This is a genomic window from Streptomyces turgidiscabies Car8 (assembly GCF_000331005.1).
GTDB classification, from domain to species: Bacteria; Actinomycetota; Actinomycetes; order Streptomycetales; family Streptomycetaceae; genus Streptomyces; species Streptomyces turgidiscabies.
On record NZ_AEJB01000131.1, the window covers coordinates 1 to 19,387 of the forward strand.

At 71.7% G+C, this 19,387-nt stretch carries 14 protein-coding genes and 1 riboswitch; of the genes, 8 read left to right on the forward strand and 6 right to left on the reverse strand.

Translation table 11 applies throughout. The features are described from left to right. Positions 1-54 precede the first annotated feature (54 nt). The 3 genes from STRTUCAR8_RS08220 to STRTUCAR8_RS08230 all read right to left on the reverse strand — a co-directional run bounded on the left by STRTUCAR8_RS08220 (position 55) and on the right by STRTUCAR8_RS08230 (position 3,195). The gene (locus STRTUCAR8_RS08220) at positions 55-876 is read right to left on the reverse strand and encodes an enoyl-CoA hydratase/isomerase family protein (RefSeq protein ID WP_006375074.1); all 822 of its coding nucleotides are present in this window, start codon (positions 874-876) and stop codon (positions 55-57) included. A gap of 135 nt (positions 877-1,011) precedes the next feature. Continuing rightward, positions 1,012-1,233, reverse strand: a complete 222-nt coding sequence (locus tag STRTUCAR8_RS08225) for a helix-turn-helix domain-containing protein (protein ID WP_006123601.1) — start codon at positions 1,231-1,233, stop codon at positions 1,012-1,014. 363 nt (positions 1,234-1,596) lie between these two features. Beyond that, entirely contained in the window at positions 1,597-3,195 is a 1,599-nt protein-coding gene (locus STRTUCAR8_RS08230; RefSeq protein WP_006375100.1) for an ABC-F family ATP-binding cassette domain-containing protein, read from the reverse strand. A 310-nt stretch (positions 3,196-3,505) separates the two neighbouring features. Between STRTUCAR8_RS08230 and STRTUCAR8_RS08235 the strand changes: the two genes are divergently transcribed. Beyond that, complete coding sequence (locus STRTUCAR8_RS08235; RefSeq protein ID WP_006375090.1) at positions 3,506-3,919, forward strand: VOC family protein; 414 nt, start codon at positions 3,506-3,508, stop codon at positions 3,917-3,919. Between the two features lie 15 nt (positions 3,920-3,934). On the opposite strand, the gene STRTUCAR8_RS08240 is transcribed toward STRTUCAR8_RS08235, so the two are convergent. The 3 genes from STRTUCAR8_RS08240 to STRTUCAR8_RS08250 form a co-directional block, all read right to left on the reverse strand. Next, positions 3,935-5,347: a hypothetical protein gene (locus tag STRTUCAR8_RS08240; protein WP_078507148.1), complete on the reverse strand. Its 1,413-nt coding sequence runs from the start codon at positions 5,345-5,347 to the stop codon at positions 3,935-3,937. Positions 5,348-6,205: 858 nt separating this feature from the next. Further along, the gene (locus tag STRTUCAR8_RS08245; RefSeq protein WP_006375093.1) at positions 6,206-7,333 is read right to left on the reverse strand and encodes an alpha/beta hydrolase family protein; all 1,128 of its coding nucleotides are present in this window, start codon (positions 7,331-7,333) and stop codon (positions 6,206-6,208) included. A 116-nt stretch (positions 7,334-7,449) separates the two neighbouring features. After that, the gene (locus STRTUCAR8_RS08250; RefSeq protein WP_006375089.1) at positions 7,450-8,178 is read right to left on the reverse strand and encodes a class II aldolase/adducin family protein; all 729 of its coding nucleotides are present in this window, start codon (positions 8,176-8,178) and stop codon (positions 7,450-7,452) included. A gap of 549 nt (positions 8,179-8,727) precedes the next feature. Between STRTUCAR8_RS08250 and STRTUCAR8_RS08255 the strand changes: the two genes are divergently transcribed. From STRTUCAR8_RS08255 to cobO, 7 genes are all read left to right on the forward strand, one after another. Then, on the forward strand, positions 8,728-9,981 hold the full coding sequence (locus STRTUCAR8_RS08255) for an inorganic phosphate transporter (protein WP_006375094.1): 1,254 nt from the start codon (positions 8,728-8,730) through the stop codon (positions 9,979-9,981). Between the two features lie 46 nt (positions 9,982-10,027). Continuing rightward, on the forward strand, positions 10,028-10,249 hold the full coding sequence (locus STRTUCAR8_RS08260) for a hypothetical protein (protein WP_006375076.1): 222 nt from the start codon (positions 10,028-10,030) through the stop codon (positions 10,247-10,249). 143 nt (positions 10,250-10,392) lie between these two features. Beyond that, a riboswitch (cobalamin riboswitch) is annotated at positions 10,393-10,538 on the forward strand. 98 nt (positions 10,539-10,636) lie between these two features. Further along, positions 10,637-11,584 carry a cobalamin biosynthesis protein gene (locus STRTUCAR8_RS08265; protein WP_006375083.1) on the forward strand — a complete coding sequence of 316 codons (948 nt, stop codon included), beginning with the start codon at positions 10,637-10,639 and terminating at the stop codon, positions 11,582-11,584. Next, on the forward strand, positions 11,581-13,104 hold the full coding sequence (locus STRTUCAR8_RS08270; RefSeq protein WP_006375122.1) for a cobyric acid synthase: 1,524 nt from the start codon (positions 11,581-11,583) through the stop codon (positions 13,102-13,104). Before STRTUCAR8_RS08265 ends, STRTUCAR8_RS08270 begins: the two co-directional genes overlap by 4 nt. Further along, on the forward strand, positions 13,101-16,757 hold the full coding sequence (gene cobN, locus STRTUCAR8_RS08275) for a cobaltochelatase subunit CobN (RefSeq protein WP_044471849.1): 3,657 nt from the start codon (positions 13,101-13,103) through the stop codon (positions 16,755-16,757). Before STRTUCAR8_RS08270 ends, cobN begins: the two co-directional genes overlap by 4 nt. Further along, positions 16,754-18,787: a putative cobaltochelatase gene (locus tag STRTUCAR8_RS08280; protein WP_006375072.1), complete on the forward strand. Its 2,034-nt coding sequence runs from the start codon at positions 16,754-16,756 to the stop codon at positions 18,785-18,787. Before cobN ends, STRTUCAR8_RS08280 begins: the two co-directional genes overlap by 4 nt. After that, positions 18,787-19,386 (forward strand): cob(I)yrinic acid a,c-diamide adenosyltransferase, encoded by a 600-nt coding sequence (gene cobO, locus STRTUCAR8_RS08285; RefSeq protein WP_006375095.1) that lies wholly within the window; start codon positions 18,787-18,789, stop codon positions 19,384-19,386. Before STRTUCAR8_RS08280 ends, cobO begins: the two co-directional genes overlap by 1 nt. The last annotated feature ends 1 nt before the right edge of the window (position 19,387 follow it).

Consider the following 19,387-nt stretch of genomic DNA (forward strand, 5'->3'; position numbering starts at 1 on the left):
TCACGCGCGTGTACGTGTACGCGTACGACGTGTACGTGTACGCGTACGAACTGATCAGTCGCCGACGCCGGCCAGGTCCCGCAGCCTGCGGGCCTGGGCGGCGCGCTCGGCGGTGCGCTGTTCGTCGTAGGTCCGGCCCTGGGCGCCGGCCAGCAGCGCCTTCGTCTCGACGAGGGCGTCCCGAGGTGCGGCGAGCAGTGCGGCGAGCAGCTCGCGTACGGCGTCGTCGAGCCGGTGGGCCGGTACGGCGATGTTGGCGAGGCCGGTGTTCACCGCTTCCTCGGCCTGGACGAAGCGGCCGGTCGCGCAGATCTCCAGCGCGCGGGCGTAACCGACCAGTCCGACGAGCGGATGGGTGCCCGTCAGGTCGGGGACGAGGCCGAGGCTGGTCTCACGCATGGCGAACTGCACGTCGTCGGCGACGACGCGCAGGTCACAGGCGAGCGCGAGCTGGAAGCCCGCACCGACTGCATGTCCCTGGACCACGGCGACGGAAACGAGGTCGGTACGCCGCCACCAGGTGAAGCCCTCCTGGTACTCGGCGATGGTGCCGTCCAGCGTGGCGTCGTCGCTGCGCGCGAGATCGATGAACGACGGCTCGCCGTCGAACCCCTCGGGCGTGAACGCCTGGCGGTCCAGACCGGCCGAGAACGACTTGCCCTCGGCGCGCAGGACGACGACACGCACGGTGCCCGGCAGCAGCCGGCCCGCCTCCGCCAGCGCCCGCCACAGAGCGGGGCTCTGCGCGTTGCGCTTGGCCGGGTTGGCCAGTGTCACCGTGGCGACCGCGTCGTCGACGGTGAGCCGTACGCCGTCCTTGTCGAGTACGGAAACTTCGGGACCTTGACCAACAACGTCCTGGTCGTACGAAGCCATGGGGCGCCTCCGATGAGTGCGGTCGGATCAGGTGCCTGCCCTCTGCGGACACACCTAAGTGACTGCACAGTAACCACCCGGCCGGTCAGTGGACCGACCGGGTGGTCACCATCGAAGCCGACGAGTCGGCGAGGGTCAGGCCGAAGCGGCCTTCTTGCCCCTGGTCGCCCCGCCCCGTCCACGGAGCGTGACGCCCGACTCGCTGAGCATCCGGTGTACGAAGCCGTACGAGCGACCGGTTTCTTCGGCCAGCGCTCGAATGCTCGCACCGGAGTCGTACTTCTTCTTCAGGTCTGCCGCGAGCTTGTCGCGCGCGGCGCCGGTTACCCGGCTGCCCTTCTTCAGAGTCTCGGCCACCCGTGCCTCCTCGTGCGGAAGTGCGCTCTGGTCCTCTCATGATCACCCCTCGGGCGCCTCATGGCCACCCATTCGGCAAGGTCCGTGAGACAAGGTTTTGACGACAGGAGCGCATCCCCACAAGCGGAATTTGTAATTCCGTAGCCGGTTGTCCGTACGGCCGAACGAGTTGTTCCGTGAAGTGCCTGGTCAGGAACGCGCGACGGCCGGGCCCTTGTCGATGAAGGACCCGGCCGTGAAATGGATGTAGGACACACCTCGGTATGAGGAGATCTCACACAGATGATGGATCACGGATCGGCCGAATGATCCAGAGGAAGTGGATCAGCGATTCGATCACGTGACCGTGACCCCGCCGAGCGGTCAGGCGAGGGCCACCAGATCCGCGTAGTCGGCTCCCCACAGGTCCTCGACGCCGTCCGGCAGCAGGATGATCCGCTCCGGCTGGAGCGCGTGGACGGCGCCCTCGTCATGGGTGACGAGGACGACGGCACCCTTGTACGTGCGCAGCGCGCCGAGGATCTCCTCGCGGCTGGCCGGGTCGAGGTTGTTCGTCGGCTCGTCGAGGAGGAGCACGTTCGCGGAGGAGACCACGAGGGTCGCGAGCGCGAGGCGGGTCTTCTCGCCGCCGGAGAGGACGCCGGCCGGCTTGTCGACGTCGTCGCCGGAGAACAGGAACGAGCCGAGCGTCTTGCGGACCTCGACCAGGTCCAGGTCGGGGTTGGCGGAGCGCATGTTCTCCAGGACCGAACGCTCGGGGTCGAGGGTCTCGTGCTCCTGGGCGTAGTAGCCGAGCTTGAGTCCGTGGCCCTCGATGACCTCACCGGTGTCGGGCTTCTCGGCTCCGCCGAGCAGCCTCAGGAGGGTCGTCTTGCCGGCGCCGTTCAGGCCGAGGATGACGACTCGTGAGCCCTTGTCGATGGCCAGGTCGACGTCGGTGAAGATCTCCAGCGAGCCGTACGACTTCGACAGGCCCTCGGCCATCAGCGGGGTCTTGCCGCAGGGTGCGGGCTCCGGGAAGCGCAGCTTGGCGACCTTGTCGGAGACGCGCACCGCGTCGAGGCCGGCGAGGAGCCGGTCGGCGCGCTTGGCCATGTTCTGCGCGGCGACCGTCTTGGTGGCCTTGGCGCGCATCTTGTCGGCCTGCGCGTTCAGCGCGGCGGCCTTCTTCTCGGCGTTCTGGCGCTCGCGCTTGCGGCGCTTCTCGTCGGCCTCGCGCTGCTGCTGGTAGAGCTTCCAGCCCATGTTGTAGACGTCGATCTGGGCCCGGTTGGCGTCCAGGTAGAACACCTTGTTGACGACCGTCTCGACCAGGTCGACGTCGTGGGAGATCACGATGAAGCCACCGCGGTAGGACTTCAGGTAGTCGCGCAGCCAGACGATCGAGTCGGCGTCCAGGTGGTTGGTCGGCTCGTCGAGCAGCAGGGTGTCCGCGTCCGAGAACAGGATGCGGGCCAGCTCGATACGGCGGCGCTGACCACCGGAGAGCGTGTGCAGGGGCTGGCCGAGCACCCGGTCGGGCAGGTTGAGTGCGGCGGCGATGGTGGCGGCCTCGGCCTCGGCGGAGTAGCCGCCCTTGGTGAGGAACTCCGTCTCCTGGCGCTCGTACTGCCGCATGGCCTTCTCGCGGGTGGCGCCCGAGCCGTTGGCGATGCGCTGCTCGTTCTCGCGCATCTTGCGGATCAGGGCGTCCAGACCGCGCGCGGAGAGGATGCGGTCGCTCGCCAGTACGTCGAGGTCGCCGGTGCGGGGGTCCTGGGGGAGGTAGCCGACCTCGCCGGAGCGGGCGATCTGGCCCGCTGCCGGAACGCCCTCGCCCGCGAGGACCTTGGTGAGGGTCGTCTTGCCGGCGCCGTTACGGCCGACGAGGCCGATGCGGTCGCCCTTGACGATACGGAAGGTGGCGGACTCGATGAGGACACGGGCGCCGGCGCGCAGCTCGATACCGGAGGCGGAGATCACGGACAGGCTCCAGGGCGGGTTGTTGGCGGGGTGGGCGGCTGAGGACGTTCCCGCCGTCTAATGCGCGAGGAGAATGGCCATGGGCCAAGTCTAACGGGGTCGTGCAAGCACTTTCTCTGCGCGCGGGTGTTCGGGACGGGTCACCCGTTCGGCCCGCGGTCCGGCGCCGCAGCTCAGGTGGCGTATCGGCGTGCCGCCGGTTCGCCCGTCGACGCGGCTCGGCGGGGTGTTGTCAGTGGCCGGTGCAAGACTGGGCGCAGGCCGTTTTTCCGGCGGTTTTCCGGCAGCGGGACCCGAGGGAGTGATGGGCATGGCAGGCACGGGCGGCGGGCGTCCCAGCGTCTACCCGACACTGGTGTACGCGGACGCGAAAGCGGCGATCCGGCAGCTCACGGAGGCTTTCGGCTTCACCGAGGCGTCGGTGTACGAGGGGGAGGACGGCTCGGTGCTGCATGCCGAGCTGGTCCAGGGCAACGGCGCGGTGATGCTCGGGTCGAAGGGCCGGGGCGGCGTCTTCGACACGGCGATGAAGGACGCGGGCCCGTGCGGGGTGTACGTCGTCGTGAACGACGTCGACGCACACCATCAGCAGGCCTTGGAGCACGGCGCGGAGGTCCTGATGCCCCCGACGGACCAGGACTACGGCTCGCGCGACTACATGGCACGCGACATCGAGGGCAACATCTGGAGCTTCGGCACGTACGCGCCCGAGATACAGGCCTGACCTGGTCGCCTCCGGTCAGTTGCCTCCGGTGTGCACCTGGAAGGCGGCTCGGCGTACGGCCTTGGCGAGCGCCGGGTCGGGGTGGGCCGCGGCGAGGGCGACCAGGACCTGCACGGTGCGGGGGTGGCCCACCGCGCGGACCTCGTCGAGGAGCGCGGGGATGGTGGGCTGCACCGCGGACTCCAGGTGACGCACGAGGAGCGGCGCCTCGCCGTGGTCGGCGACGGCCGCGGCGGTGTCGACCCACATCCAGGTGGCCTCCTCGCGGGTGAGCACCTCGTGGGCGTCCTCCGGGTCGATCCCGTCGTGCTCGGCGAGCCACAGCAGGGCGTACGGCCGCAGCGGGGTCTTCTCCGTCACAGCGCGTACGTCGGGCTCGGCGGGTCCGCCGACCACGCGGAGCGCCTCGAAGGCGAGACCGCGAAGCAGGGCGTCCTCGCCGCGGGCGGCGTCGAGGAGTTCGGCGACGGCGCTGCCGACGGGGCGGGCGGCGAGCCAGGCCCGGTACTCGGCGCGGGCCGCGTTGGGACGCAGCTGGGAGCAGCCGCGGAGCATGTCCTCGGCGTTCTGCTCGATGTTGCCGGCCGGGCTCTGGGCTGCGACGCAGATCTGCTCCAGCTTGACCCACACCGCCCAGCTGCCGAGCGGGGTGAGCGTGGCGTGGCCGTCGCCGTAGGTGAGAGCGCCGACGGAGGCCAGGGCGTGCAGGGCCCAGTCGAGGAGGGGGGCGAGCGGGGTGTCGACGACGACGGTGGCCTCGGGCTGCTGTGTCAGCGGCTCGGGCTGCGGACCGTAGGGGATCTCGCAGCGCTCGGTGCGCAGTTCCGTGACCCGCTGCTCCAGGAGGTCCAGGAGCTGCTCCATGGGCACGGGCCCCGCGGACAGCTGGAGGAAGGAGAGCACCTGGGGCATCGCGGAGACGACCTCGGCGACGGCGGCGGGCTCGTGGTCCGCGGCCTCGGGGTGGGCGATCGACCAGGCGTCGAAGAGGGCGACCCAGCCGCGCAGTACGGCGCTGTCGTCGCGGTTCCAGGCGCGCAGTCGCCAGCCGGGGCGTGCGACGTCGCCGTGCACCTCGACGAGGCCGGCGAGCCGGGCGGTGTCCCAGTCGTGGCGGACCTGATCCGGGGTCAGCCCCAGTTCGGCGGCTGCCCGTTCGGCGGTGGCGGCGGACAGGGTGCCCCTGCCGTCGGAGGACCCGCCGTCATGGCCGGGCCTGAGTGCGGGGTCGGCCCAGCGGGCGACGCGGGCCGCGCCGGCGAGACCGGAGCGGGCCATTCTGGCCAGTTCCGCCGGGGCCGGTGTGCCCTCGGGCGGACGTGGGGCGGGTCGGCGCGAGCGCCGCTGGTTCATCGCTCGTGGGGCGGCGGCCAGGGGTCGCGGGCGGACGAGTCGAAGCCTGGAGTCGCGCGGGATACGGGACGTCACGGGTGCAGTCTTCCGGTTGACGGTCCGAAAACCCAAACGGAATGCCACGAGGGGTCCCGGGGCCGGCCGAGGGAGGGGGTGCGGGCGGGGGCCCAGGGGGCTGTTCAAGCCAGTGGTCCAGCCTTAAACGGAAGGGGGTTCGGAGAGGCGCGGCCCATGGGTGAGGGGCCGCGGACCAGGCGTTTCCCTGGGCGACCGACGGACGTGACTGCCGGGGCGGAAGGGACGACTGAGAGGAGGCGGGACGGCAGGAGCCGACGGGGACAGGCGGGACGGACGGGGCAGGGGGACGGGCGGGGACAGGGCGGGACCACACGGGATCAGCGGAGAGGGACGGCACCGCCGGGAGCGGGTAGGACCGCCGGGAGCGGCGACCGGCAGAGCCGCCGGAGGCGGGCAACCCACCGGACCACCCGACCGGCGCCGGCACCCGGCCCGGCGGAAGTACCCGGAACGGACGGACCACCGGGATCCGACAACCGACCCGGAACCCCCGGAACGAACTGACCCCCCCGAGCGCCAGGCAACCTGCCGGAGCACCACCCGGGAAGCACGGAACCGGCGAAACACCCGGAACAGACCGACCATCGGGAGCAAACAACCGGCCCGCAGTCCCTGGGTCGGGCAGGGCAGTCGAAGGCGGGCGGCCCGGCGGGGCAGGGCAACCGGCAGGGGGCGGCCGGGCAGCCGACCGGGCCCGGAGGGGGCGACCGACCGGGGGCGACCGACCGAGGGCAAGCGGCCCGGCGGCAAGCGGCCGGGGGGCAAGCGGCCCGGGGGCGAGCGGTCGGGGGGCAAGCGGCCCGGGGGCGAGCGGTCGGAGTAGGGGATCGGCGGGGTGGGCGGTCGGTGGGGCCGTTACATCAGGGGGGTCAGGAAGCGGCGCAGGGTTTCCTCGTAGGTTGTCGGGTTCGCGTTCCACATCGCGCCGTGGGGGGCGTCGGGGACCTGGTGCAGGGTGAGGAGGTCGGGGCGGCGGGCGGCGAGGCGGCGGGACGGGGTCCAGGGGGCGATCGTGTCGGCGGGACCGTGGAGGATCAGGGCCGGGACGGTGAGCCTGGCCGGGTCGGCGGCCTCGTCGATGCGGTCGCCGTGCAGGCCGGTGCGGCCCTGTGCGGCCCGTACCGCGAGTGGGAGCAGCGCACCCGGTGTGCGGCGGGCCGTGGCGAGGGCGCGCAGGGTGGTCTCCCAGTTGAGCACCGGCGAGTCCAGGACCAGCCCGGAGACACGGTCGCGCAGCGAGGAGTGGGCGGCGGCCCGCAGGGCCATGGTGGCGCCGGTGGACCAGCCGTAGAGGACGACGTGTTCGGCGCCGTTGCGCAGGGCGTACCGGATGGCCGCGTCCAGGTCGCGCCACTCGGTGTCGCCGAGGTGGCCGAGGCCGTCCGAGGGGCGGGGCGCGCCGGGATCGCCCCGGTAGGCGAGGTCGAGGACGGGGAAGCGCTGGCTGTGCAGGAAGGGCAGCACGTTCAGAGGGTGTTCGCGGGTGGTGCCGAGGCCGTGCACGGTGATCACCCAGGTGCTGCGGGCGCCGGGCACGAACCACGCGGGCAGGGCGCCGAGTTCGCCGGGGATCTCGATGTCGAGGTGGTCCAGCCCTAGAGCGGTGCGGGGGTCGCCGACGTGGATGTTCGGGGTGAGCCAGACCTTGTCGCGGGGTTCCAGCGTGCCGTGGCTGACCCGTTCGAGGCGGCGTACGACGGTGTCGGCGGAGTGGGCCGCGTGGTTCAGGACGGGACCGACGACGGCGTGGGTGCCGTCGCCGGCGAGGCCGTAGGTGCCGGGGCGCTGGGAGGCCAGGGCGCGGGTGAGTACGACCCGGCCGGCGGCGGTCGAGTGGACGGTGAGCCGGGGTTCGGTGGGCAGGGGCCTGCCCGGCGGCGCCTTGAGGGCGGCGTCGCTGGCGTAACGGCCGGCGGCGACGCTGGCGGCGCCTGCTGCCAGGGCTGCGGTGACGGCAGCGGCCGTCGCGGTGACTGGGCGCACGGACCCAGTGTCCTTGCGGAGCGCTCCCACGGCCAGCGGGAGGAGGCTGCGAGATGTGCCCTCTCCCCCGCCGCACCCGCTGCCCGGCACGCGTTGCCACTGCCCGTGCCTCTCCCCTACCTCCGCTGCCCGTATCCCTTGAGCCGCTCCGCCGCCTCTCCCACCTGGTCCTCCGAGAGGAGCGTCGGGGACAGTCCGGGTACGGACGACGCCGTCAGCCAGACACGGCACATCCACTCCAGCTGGGCTGTGCGGTCGTACGCCTGGTCAAGGGTCGCGCCGTGGACGATCGTGCCGTGGTTCTGGAGGAGGCAGGCGGCGCGGCCGGCCAGGGCCCGGAGCATGTTCCCGGCCAGTTCCTCCGTGCCGTAGGTCGCGTACGGGGCTACTCGGACGGGTCCGCCGAGGTCGCCCGCCATGTAGTGGATCAGCGGCAGCTCTCGTACGAGTGTCGAGACGGCGGTCGCGTGGACGGCGTGGGTGTGGACGACCGCGCGGGCGTCGGTGGCGCGGTAGACGGCGAGATGCATGGGCAGTTCGCTCGTCGGGGTCAGGGTGCCGAGGATCTGGCGGCCGGTCAGATCGACGCCGACGATTCCCTCGGGGGTGAGCCGGTCGTACGGGACGCCGGACGGGGTGACCAGGACGGTGTCCCCGACGCGCACGGAGACGTTGCCGGAGGTGCCGACCACCAGACCGTCGGCCACCGTGCGGCGGGCCGTCGCGACGAGTGCCGCCCAGGCGCGCGCCGACTCGTCCGGCCCGGCGGGCCCCCGCACCGCCTCCGCGCCCGCTCCCGGCGCCTCGTCCCGCACGTCACGTCCGTCCTGCCGCTGCTCAGCCATGCCCCGATCCTGCCAGGACGGCCGTGGAGGGGCGCCGGGCGTCGGCACCTCGGGGCGAACGCCGGGGACCGTGATCGTCGTCATCACGGGTAGGGCGGGGCGCCGCGTTCGTATACAACAAGGACACCCCGAGTCAGCAGCGAAATCGACCGGCTCACGGCCGCCGTCCCGTCGTCCACACGACCGCCCACCGGTGGAACACCTGCGCGAACAGCGGCAGCGCCTCCCACCTCGGGGCACGCGCTGTGGCCGGTCCGCTACAACGCGTCCGCCGCGGGCGAACCGCCGACCGGCGGCTGGAAATCCCGGCCGTTCCGGCAGTAAGGAAACAGGGGCTCGCCGGCGGGCGACCAGAACCTCTTCGACGGGACATCGGCCCAGCTCAGACGGTTCGCGGAGGGGTGGTCGGCACGGGCGCCGCTCGTCCGGCGGCCCGGGAGGAACGGCGCTCCGTTTCCGGCCACCCAGCATCCCCCACCAGTTCATCTTCCGTTCATCCAGGTTGCCTACGGTCCAAGTGCCAATACCGTACGGAAGAAATCTGGGTAAATGGAAAGCTTCTCGCTGATCCTCGCGATCGTGGTCGTCACCGCGCTTGCGTTCGATTTCACGAACGGTTTCCACGACACCGCCAACGCGATGGCCACCACCATCTCGACCGGTGCGCTCAAGCCCAAGGTCGCGGTCGCCATGTCGGCCGTGCTCAACCTCGTGGGCGCCTTCCTTTCCGTCGAGGTCGCCAACACGATCTCCAAGGGCCTCGTGGACGAGAGCGGTATCCGTCCCGAGGTGATTTTCGCGGCGCTGGTCGGCGCGATCCTCTGGAACCTGCTGACCTGGCTGGTCGGGCTTCCGTCCAGTTCCTCGCACGCCCTGATGGGCGGTCTGATCGGCGCGACCATCGCCTCTGCGGGCACCGACGCCGTCCACGGCGACGTGCTGGTGACCAAGGTGCTGATCCCGGCGATCGCCGCCCCGCTGGTGGCGGGCATCGCGGCCATGCTGGCAACGCGGCTGTCGTACAAGCTCGGCGCCAAGCGGGCCGAGGGCAAGGCGGCCGAGAAGGGTTTCCGGGCCGGCCAGATCGCCTCCGCGGGCCTGGTGTCCCTGGCCCACGGCACGAACGACGCGCAGAAGACGATGGGCATCATCACCCTCGCCCTGGTCGCCGGCGGCGCCGTCGCTCCCGACTCCGATCCCCCGGTGTGGGTCATCCTCTCCGCGGGCCTGGCCATCGCGCTCGGCACCTACCTGGGCGGCTGGCGCATCATCCGTACGATGGGCAAGGGTCTGACCGACCTTCAGCCCCAGCAGGGCTTCGCCGCCCAGACCAGTGCGGCGACGGTCATCCTGGCCTCCTCCCACCTCGGTTTCTCCCTCTCCACCACGCACTCCGTGTCCGGCTCGGTGATGGGCGCGGGCCTCGGCCGCAAGGGCGGCGTCGTCCGCTGGTCGACGGCGACCCGAATGTTCGTGGCCTGGGGACTGACACTGCCCGCCGCGGCTCTTGTTGGCGCGCTGGCGGAGTACGTCACCGGTTTCGGCAACTGGGGCACGGCTCTGGTGGCCCTCTTCCTCATCGCGTCGAGCACGGCGATCTGGCTCGTGTCGCGCCGCGAGGTCATCGACCACACCAACGTCAACCACGTCGAGGGCGAGACGACGGAGCCCCCCGGCGTCGTCACGACGGCCATCGCCGCTGTGACCCCGCCTCCGGCAGGCACTGTCTCCGACGGCCTGACGGCCACCATCCCGGCCCCGCCGGCCGAGGTCGCCGCCCAGCCGTCGGCTCCGGCCCTCTGAGTCCGGTTCCGAGTCAAGGTCCTGGTCCGAGCAAGAAGGAAGCAACATGAAGATCGACTGGGCAGCCCTCGGCTCCGTCTTCGGCGTCAGTCTCGTCATCACCGTGGCCATGGTGGGCGTCTTCACCCTGGGCATCATCGGACTCTCCCACCGCGAACGGGCGGTAGCGCAGGGCGAGTCGGCGGGGCTGGCGGTCACCGGCGCGTACGCGTGCTTCGCCGCCTGCGCGGCGGTGGTGGCGTACGGCATCTATCTGATCGTGGCCTGAGCGCCGCGTACGTCCTCCTCGCCCGCCGTGACCGTGGCCGCCTCGCTGGTGGTCAGGGGCACGGCGGGCGTTTTTCGTCGCCCCGATCCGGTCGTGGTGTGGGGCTCAGCACAGTCCTCCCTTCCAGGTCAACGGCAAGTTGACGGGTGTTCCGGGCCCGTGGTGGACTGCCGGAGCCATGTACGGCGGCAGAAGAGGAAGCCGGTGTGAATCCGGCGCGGTCCCGCCACTGTCACCGGGGTAGGTAACCCCGGGAGCCAGGAACTCTTGCCGCCGGTCTCGTCGAACCAGGGCGTGGACACCCTGAGTGAGGACATATCGCCATGCTCGGCTGCCGTTCGAGGTTCAGCACCGGATCGCTGCCCGATCCCACGGCCGGCTGAGCCGATGCGTGCCGATCGCGTTTTCGCGTACGGCGCCACCGCCGGACTCCTCGCTGATCTGATCCTGGGCGACCCTCGCCGCGGGCATCCGGTCGCCGCGTTCGGGCGGGCCGCCGGCGCCGTCGAACGGCTGCTGTGGCGGGACCACCGCGGGTGGGGCGCGCTGCACACCGCCGTGTGTGTGGGAGGCGCCGTCTCCCTTGCCACGGCGGCCGGTTGCCTCGTACGTCCGTCCCGTACCGCTTCCGTCGCTCTCACCGCCGCCGCCACCTGGGCCGTCGTCGGCGGCACCTCCCTGGGCCGGGAGGCGCGGGCCGTCGGCCGGTCGCTGGAGGCCGGGGACGTCGAGGGTGCGCGGGAGCGGCTGCCGCATCTGTGCGGGCGCGACCCGCAGGCGCTGGACTCCGACGGGATCGCCCGGGCCGTCGTCGAGTCCGTCGCCGAGAACACCTCCGACGCCGTGGTGGGCGCGCTGGTCTGGGGCGCCCTGGGTGGCGTGCCCGGGCTGGTCGGGTTCCGGGCCGTCAACACCCTTGACGCGATGGTGGGTCACCGGTCGGACCGCTACCGGCGGTACGGGTGGGCCTCCGCCCGGCTGGACGATGTGGCGGGCTGGCCGGGGGCGCGGCTCACCGCCGTACTGGCCACTCTCACCGGCGGCGATCGCCGCGGGGCCGTACGGGCCTGGCGGGACGACGCCGGCAAGCATCCGAGCCCCAACGCCGGGCCCGTGGAGGCTTCTTTCGCGGGCGCCCTGGGCGTGCGGCTCGGCGGGACCCTGTCCTACGGCGGACGGGTCGAGCACCGGCCGGTGCTGAACCAGGAGGGGCGTTCCGTGGAGGTTCACGACATCGAGCGGGCCGTACGGCTGTCCCGTCGCGTAGGTCTGCTCGCGCTCGGCGTCAGTGTCGCCGCGCGGGTTCTCGCGAACGCGAAGGGGCGTGCCTCATGAGTGGCGGGGCCCTCGGTGGTGGGCTGCTCGTCGCGGGGACCACCTCCGACGCCGGTAAGAGTGTCGTCACCGCCGGGATCTGCCGGTGGCTGGTGCGGCAGGGGGTCAAGGTCGCGCCCTTCAAGGCGCAGAACATGTCCCTCAACTCCTTTGTCACGCGGGAGGGTGCCGAGATCGGGCGGGCGCAGGCCATGCAGGCGCAGGCGTGCCGGATCGAGCCGACGGCACTCATGAATCCCGTGCTGCTGAAGCCGGGGGGTGACCAGAGCAGTCAGGTCGTGCTCATGGGGAAGCCCGTGGGGGAAATGAGCGCCCGGGGCTATCACGGGGGACGGCAGCAGCGACTTCTCGGGACCGTGCTGGAGTGCCTCGCCGAACTGCGGGGCACGTATGACGCGGTGATCTGTGAGGGGGCCGGGAGCCCGGCTGAGATCAACCTCAGGCGGACCGACATCGTCAACATGGGAATCGCGCGCAACGCGCGGCTCCCCGTGCTCGTCGTCGGCGACATCGACCGTGGCGGTGTCTTCGCCTCCTTCTTCGGAACGGTCGCCCTGCTCTCCCCCGAGGACCAGGCGCTCGTTGCCGGGTTCCTCGTGAACAAGTTCCGGGGTGACGTCTCCCTGCTGGAACCCGGGCTCGACATGCTCCTCGGCCTCACCGGACGGCCTACGTACGGTGTGCTGCCCTTCCGGCACGGCCTCGGTATCGACGAGGAGGACGGGCTTCGGGTCTCTCTGCGGGGGACGGTGCGGGAGTCGAACGTCTCGCCGCCCGTCGGGGAGGACGTGCTGCGGGTCGCCGTCTGCGCTGTCCCCCTGATGTCCAACTTCACCGACGTCGACGCCCTCGCCGCCGAACCGGGCGTCGTGGTGCGGTTCGTGGACCGGCCGGAGGAACTGGCCGACGCCGACCTCGTCGTCGTTCCGGGCACGCGGGGGACGGTCAAGGCGCTGGCGTGGCTGCGGGAGCGGGGGCTCGCCGACGCCATCAACCGCCGTGCCGCCGAGGGGCGGCCCGTGCTCGGCATCTGCGGTGGCTTCCAGATCCTCGGCGAGCACATCGAGGACGAGGTCGAGAGCCGGCAGGGTCGTGTCGCCGGGCTCGGGGTCCTGCCCGTGCGGGTGCGGTTCGCCCGGGAGAAGACCCTCACCCGGCCCGTCGGCACCGCCCTCGGCGAACACGTCGAGGGGTACGAGATCCATCACGGCGTCGCCGAAGTCACCGGCGGAGAACCTTTCTTGGACGGGTGCCGGGTCGGCGGCGTCTGGGGTACGCACTGGCACGGCTCGCTCGAATCCGACGGGTTCCGGCGGGCGTTCCTGCGCGAGGTGGCCGCCGCCGCGGGCCGCCGCTTCGTGCCGGCCGCCGACACCTCCTTCGCCGGGCTTCGCGAGGAACAGCTCGACCTGCTCGGCGATCTCGTCGAACAGCACGCGGACACCGACGCGCTCTGGCGACTCATCGAGTCGGGCGCGCCGCAAGGACTGCCCTTCATTCCACCGGGAGCACCCGCATGAGCACAGTGTTGTTGTTGTCGACCGCCGACACGGACCTGCTGGCGGCCCGGGCCGCCTCCGGCGTCTCGTACCGGATCGGCAATCCGACCCGGGTGGATGTCGCGGAGGAACTGCCCGCGCTCGTCGAGGGCGCGGACATCGCCGTCGTACGGCTGCTGGGCGGCAAGCGCGCCTGGGAGGACGGGCTCGCCTACCTCAAGTCGTCCGGTGTGCCCACCGTGCTGCTCGGCGGGGAGGCCGTGCCCGACGCCGAGTTGATGGCCGAGTCGTCGGTGCCCGCCGGTGTGGTCGCGGAGGCGCTGCGCTATCTCGTCGAGGGCGGGCCCGCCAACCTCGTGGAGATGGCGCGGTTCCTGTCCGACACCGTGCTGCTGACCGGTGAGGGGTTCGACGAGCCGCACAAGATGCCCGAGTTCGGGACGCACGGCTCGTACGCGCGGGAGAGCGGCCGTCCGACCATCGGGGTGCTCTTCTACCGGGCCCACGAGCTCAGCGGCAACACCGGGTTCGTCGACACACTGTGTGAGGCGATCGAGGCGCGGGGCGCCAACGCCCTTCCCGTGTACTGCGGTTCACTGCGCGGAGCCGACGCGGGACTGTACGAGCTACTCGCCGGCGCGGACGCCCTGGTCGCCACCGTCCTCGCCGCCGGCGGTACGCATGCCTCGGAGGCGTCGGCCGGGGGTGACGAGGAGGCCTGGGACATCGGGGCGCTCGCGGACCTCGACGTGCCGGTGCTGCAAGGGCTCTGCCTCACGTCGTCGAGGAGTACGTGGGACGGGTCCGACGCGGCCCTCTCCCCCATGGACGCGGCGATGCAGGTCGCGATCCCCGAGTTCGACGGCCGGCTGATCACCGTGCCGTTCTCCTTCAAGGAGGACGGCCCCGACGGGGTACCGGTGTACGTCGCCGACCCCGAGCGGGCCACCCGTGTGGCCGGAATCGCCGTACGGCACGCCCGGTTGAAGTACAAGCCGAACGCCGAGAAGAAGCTCGCGCTCGTCTTCACCGCCTACCCGACCAAGCACTCCCGCGTGGGCAACGCGGTCGGCCTCGACACGCCCGCGTCGGCGGTACGGGTGCTGGACGCGTTGCGCGCCGCCGGGTACTCGCTCACCGAATACCCGGACAACGGCGACGAGTTGATCCACCGGCTCATCGCGGCCGGCGGTCACGACGTCGAGTGGCTGACCGAGGACCAGCTGGCCGCCGCGCCCGCGCGGGTGCCGCTCGCCGACTACCAGGCGTGGTTCGACAAGCTGGACAGCGGGATTCGGGACGGGATGCTGGAGGCGTGGGGCGAGCCTCCGGGCAACCTGTACGTCGACGGGGACGACATCGTCCTGGCCTCCCTCCAGTTCGGGAACGTCGTCGTGATGATCCAGCCGCCGCGCGGCTTCGGCGAGAACCCGATCGCGATCTACCACGACCCCGACATGCCGCCGTCCCACCACTACATGGCGGCCTACAGGTGGTTGGAAAACTCGTTCGGTGCCGACGCGGTCGTCCACATGGGCAAGCACGGCACCATGGAGTGGCTGCCCGGCAAGGGGCTCGGGCTGAGCAAGGGGTGCGGGCCGGACGCCGTGCTCGGTGAACTCCCCCTCGTCTACCCCTTCATCGTCAACGACCCCGGCGAGGGCACCCAGGCCAAGCGGCGCGGGCACGCCACGGTCGTCGACCATCTCGTACCGCCGATGGCGCGCGCGGACACCTACGGCGACCTGGCGAAGCTGGAGCAGCTCCTCGACGAGTACGCGCTCGTCTCCGACCTGGACCCGACGAAGGCGCCGGCGGTGCGGGCGCAGATCTGGACGCTGGTCAAGGCGGCCGAGCTTCATCACGACCTGCATGTGGACGACCAGCCGGACGACGACGCGTTCGACTCGTTCGTCATGCACATCGACGGCTATCTGTGCGAGATCAAGGACGTGCAGATCCGCGACGGGCTGCACATCCTCGGCGGCGGCCCGGAGGCCGAGCCGCGTGTGAACCTCGTCCTGGCGGTGCTGCGGGCCTCGCAGGTGTGGGGTGGCACGGCGAACGCGCTGCCGGGGCTGCGGGCCTGTCTCGCCGAGTACTTCGGGCTGGTCGAGAAGGAGTTGCTGGCCGAGCCGGGGACTCCGGTGAAGCTGCCGGTCGAGCTGACGGATCTCGTCGAGGGGCCCTCACGGTCGGCCGCCGACGCGATCGACCTGCTGGAGCAGCTGTGCCGACGGCTCGCGGAGGGCATGGAGGAACGGGCGTGGGAGGCCACGACGGTCCCCGCGCTCGTGCGGGACGTGCTGGGTACCGAACTGCCGGACGCCGTCGCGGTGTTGGAGTTCGCCTGCCGTGAGGTGGTGCCCCGGCTGGCCCGCACGACGGACGAGATCACCCACATCCTCAAGGCACTTGACGGCGGTTTCGTCCCGGCCGGGCCCTCGGGTTCACCCACGCGCGGACTCGTGAACGTCCTGCCTACCGGCCGCAACTTCTACTCCGTCGACCCCAAGGCCATTCCGTCCAGGCTGAGTTGGGAGGTCGGACAGGCGCTCGCCGACTCGCTCGTGCAGCGGTACCTGACCGACAACGGCGAGTACCCGACGTCCGTCGGCCTGACGGTCTGGGGTACGTCGGCCATGCGGACCCAGGGTGACGACATCGCCGAGATCCTGGCGCTGCTGGGCTGCCGTCCGGTGTGGGACGACGCGTCGCGCCGGGTGACCGGGTTCGAGGTGGTGCCGGTGGCCGAGCTGGGCCGGCCCCGTATCGACGTCACGGTCCGTATCTCCGGCTTCTTCCGGGACGCGTTCCCGCACGTGGTCGGGCTCATCGACGACGCGGTGCGGGCGGTCGCGGACCTGGCCGAACCGGCCGAGTCCAACTTCGTACGGGCCCACGTGGACGCCGACGCGGCCGAACACGGGGACCGGCGGCGGGCGACGGCCCGTATCTTCGGCTCGAAGCCGGGGGCTTACGGCGCCGGCCTGCTGCCGTTGATCGACGCGCGGAACTGGCGCAGCGACGCCGACCTCGCCGAGGTGTACGCGGTGTGGGGCGGCTACGCGTACGGGCGCGGGCTCGACGGGCGGGCGGCCCGGGGTGACATGGAGACGGCGTTCCGGCGGATCGCGGTGGCGGCGAAGAACGTCGACACGCGTGAGCACGACTTGGTCGACGCCGACGACTACTTCCAGTACCACGGCGGCATGGTCGCGATGGTGCGGCATCTGACGGGGGCCAGCCCCGAGGCGTATGTCGGTGACTCCGCGACTCCCGACCAGGTGAAGACCCGGACGCTGGGCGAGGAGACCCACCGGGTGTTCCGGGCCCGGGTGGTCAACCCGCGCTGGATGGCGGCGATGCGGCGGCACGGGTACAAGGGCGCGTTCGAGATGGCCGCGACCGTGGACTACCTGTTCGGGTACGACGCGACGGCGGGCGTGGTCGACGACTGGATGTACGAGAAGTTGAGCGCCGAGTACGTCTTCGACCCGGAGAACCGGGACTTCATGAAGACGTCCAACCCGTGGGCGTTGCGCGGGATCACCGAACGGTTGCTGGAGGCCGCCGACCGTGGGTTGTGGGCCGAGCCCGACGCCGACACGATCGAGCGGCTGCGCGCGACCTATCTGGAGCTCGAAGGCGACCTGGAGGGCGACGACAAGTGAGTACCCCCTTTCCTTTCACGGCCGTCGTCGGCCAGGACGACCTGCGGCTCGCGCTGCTGCTGAACGCCGTCTCGCCTGCGGTGGGCGGTGTACTGGTCCGCGGCGAGAAGGGCACCGCCAAGTCGACCGCCGTGCGCGCCCTTTCGGTGCTGCTGCCCGGGGTCGACGTCGTCGCCGGATGCCGGTTCTCGTGTGATCCCGGCGCGCCGGATCCGGCCTGTCCCGACGGGCCGCACGAGGGCGGGGCGTACGAGTCCCGGGCTGCCCGGATGGTCGAGCTGCCCGTCGGTGCCTCCGAGGACCGGCTCGTCGGGGCGCTCGACATCGAGCGGGCGCTCGCGGAGGGCGTGAAGTCCTTCGAGCCCGGACTGCTCGCCGACGCGCATCGAGGAATCCTGTACGTCGACGAGGTCAACCTGCTGCACGACCATCTCGTCGACCTGCTGCTGGACGCCGCCGCGATGGGCGCCTCCTACGTCGAACGTGAGGGTGTCTCCGTACGGCACGCGGCGAAGTTCCTGCTCGTCGGGACCATGAACCCGGAGGAGGGTGAGCTGCGGCCGCAGCTGCTCGACCGGTTCGGGCTGACCGTCGAGGTCGCGGCCTCGCGGGAGCCCGACCAGCGGGTCGAGGTCGTGCGGCGACGGCTGGCGTACGACGACGATCCCACCGGGTTCGCCGCCCGGTGGGCCGACGAGGAGGCCGCCGTACGGGCCCGGATCGTCGCCGCGCGGGAGTTGTTGCCGTCGGTGCGGCTGGGTGACGGGGCGCTCAGGCAGATCGCGGCGACCTGTGCCGCCTTCGAGGTGGACGGGATGCGCGCCGACATCGTGATGGCGCGGACGGCGGTCGCACTGGCCGCCTGGGCCGGGCGTACCGACGTGCTCGCGGAGGATGTCCGGCAGGCAGCGCTGCTCGCGTTGCCCCACCGGCGTCGGCGGAACCCCTTTGACGCGCCCGGACTTGACGAGAACAAGCTCGACGAGACGTTGGAGGAGTTCGGCGGGCAGGGGTCGGGTCAGGGTGACGACGAGGATCCTGATCCTGATCCCGGGTCGGACGGGCCCGGGGGTGGCGGTGGCCAGGCCCCGGAGTCCGACGGGCCGCAGGGGGACGACGCCGGTGCGCGGCCCGAGGCCGGGGAGGGCGGGGAGCCGCAGCCCTCGGGGGCCGGTTCCGGCGAGCAGCAGCCCGTACGGGCGGCCGAGCCCTTTCGTACCAAGGTGCTGAGTGTGCCCGGTGTGGGTGAGGGGACTGCCGGGCGGCGGTCGCGGGCGCTTACCGAGCGGGGGCGGACGACGGGGTCCCGGCGGCCCCAAGGGGCGCTCACCAAACTGCACCTGGCGGCCACCGTGCAGGCCGCGGCGCCGCATCAGCGGGCCCGGGGACGGGCCGGGCGCGGACTGGTCGTGCGGCGGGACGATCTTCGGCAGGCCACCCGGGAGGGGCGCGAGGGGAATCTGGTCCTGTTCGTCGTCGACGCCTCGGGGTCGATGGCCGCCCGGCAGCGGATGAGTGCTGTCAAAGGGGCTGTGCTGTCGTTGTTGCTCGACGCGTATCAGCGGCGGGACAAGGTGGGGCTCGTGACGTTTCGCGGGGCGGGGGCCGAGGTCGCGTTGCCGCCGACCTCTTCGGTCGACGCCGCTGCTGCCCGGCTGGAGTCCCTGCCCACCGGTGGGCGGACGCCGCTCGCGGCCGGGCTCCTCAAGGCGCATGACGTGCTGCGGGTCGAGCGGCTCCGGGATCCGGCGCGGCGGGCGCTCGTGGTGGTCGTGACGGACGGGCGGGCCACCGGCGGGCCCGAGCCGGTCGCGCTCGGGGCACGGGCGGCCCGGTTGTTCGCGGCCGAGTCGATCGCCTCGGTCGTCGTCGACTGCGAGTCGGGGGCCGTGCGGCTCGGGTTGGCCGCTCAGCTCGCCGGCGACCTGGCGGGTACCGCCGTGACGCTGGACGAGCTGCGGGCCGACTCGATCGCCGGGTTGGTCAGGGACGTACAGGGCGACAGGCACAGCAACAGGAGGGCCGCGTAATGCCTCAGGGACAGCCGAGTGTCGTACCGGAGGACTGTCTGACGACCAGGCAGCGGCGTAACCGGCCGCTGGTCGTCGTCCATACGGGGGTCGGGAAGGGCAAGTCGACCGCTGCTTTCGGGCTGGCGTTGCGCGCCTGGAATCAGGGGTGGCCCATCGGGGTGTTCCAGTTCGTCAAGTCGGCGAAGTGGAAGGTGGGCGAAGAGAACGCGCTTCGCGTGCTGGGGGCCAGCGGGGAGGGCGGCTCCGTCGACTGGCACAAGATGGGCGAGGGCTGGTCGTGGGTGCAGCGCGACGCGCAGCTCGACAACGAGGAGAAGGCCCGGGAGGGCTGGGAGCAGGTCAAGCGGGACCTCGCCGCCGAGACGTACAAGCTGTACGTGCTGGACGAGTTCGCCTACCCCATGCACTGGGGGTGGATCGACGTCGACGAGGTCGTCTCGGTGCTGCGGGACCGGCCGGGGACCCAGCATGTGGTGATCACCGGGCGGAACGCGCCGGAGAAGCTGGTGGAGTTCGCGGATCTGGTGACCGACATGTCGAAGGTCAAGCATCCGATGGACACCGGGCAGAAGGGGCAGCGGGGGATCGAGTGGTGAC

Coding starts and splice junctions, on each gene's coding strand:
- STRTUCAR8_RS08235 (WP_006375090.1), top strand. CDS start 3,506: ATGGCAGGCACGGGCGGCGGGCGTCCCAGCGTCTACCCGACACTGGTG.
- STRTUCAR8_RS08265 (WP_006375083.1), top strand. CDS start 10,637: ATGCGTGCCGATCGCGTTTTCGCGTACGGCGCCACCGCCGGACTCCTC.
- STRTUCAR8_RS08250 (WP_006375089.1), bottom strand. CDS start 8,178: ATGGCTGAGCAGCGGCAGGACGGACGTGACGTGCGGGACGAGGCGCCG.
- STRTUCAR8_RS08270 (WP_006375122.1), top strand. CDS start 11,581: ATGAGTGGCGGGGCCCTCGGTGGTGGGCTGCTCGTCGCGGGGACCACC.
- cobN (WP_044471849.1), top strand. CDS start 13,101: ATGAGCACAGTGTTGTTGTTGTCGACCGCCGACACGGACCTGCTGGCG.
- STRTUCAR8_RS08220 (WP_006375074.1), bottom strand. CDS start 876: ATGGCTTCGTACGACCAGGACGTTGTTGGTCAAGGTCCCGAAGTTTCC.
- STRTUCAR8_RS08255 (WP_006375094.1), top strand. CDS start 8,728: ATGGAAAGCTTCTCGCTGATCCTCGCGATCGTGGTCGTCACCGCGCTT.
- STRTUCAR8_RS08260 (WP_006375076.1), top strand. CDS start 10,028: ATGAAGATCGACTGGGCAGCCCTCGGCTCCGTCTTCGGCGTCAGTCTC.
- cobO (WP_006375095.1), top strand. CDS start 18,787: ATGCCTCAGGGACAGCCGAGTGTCGTACCGGAGGACTGTCTGACGACC.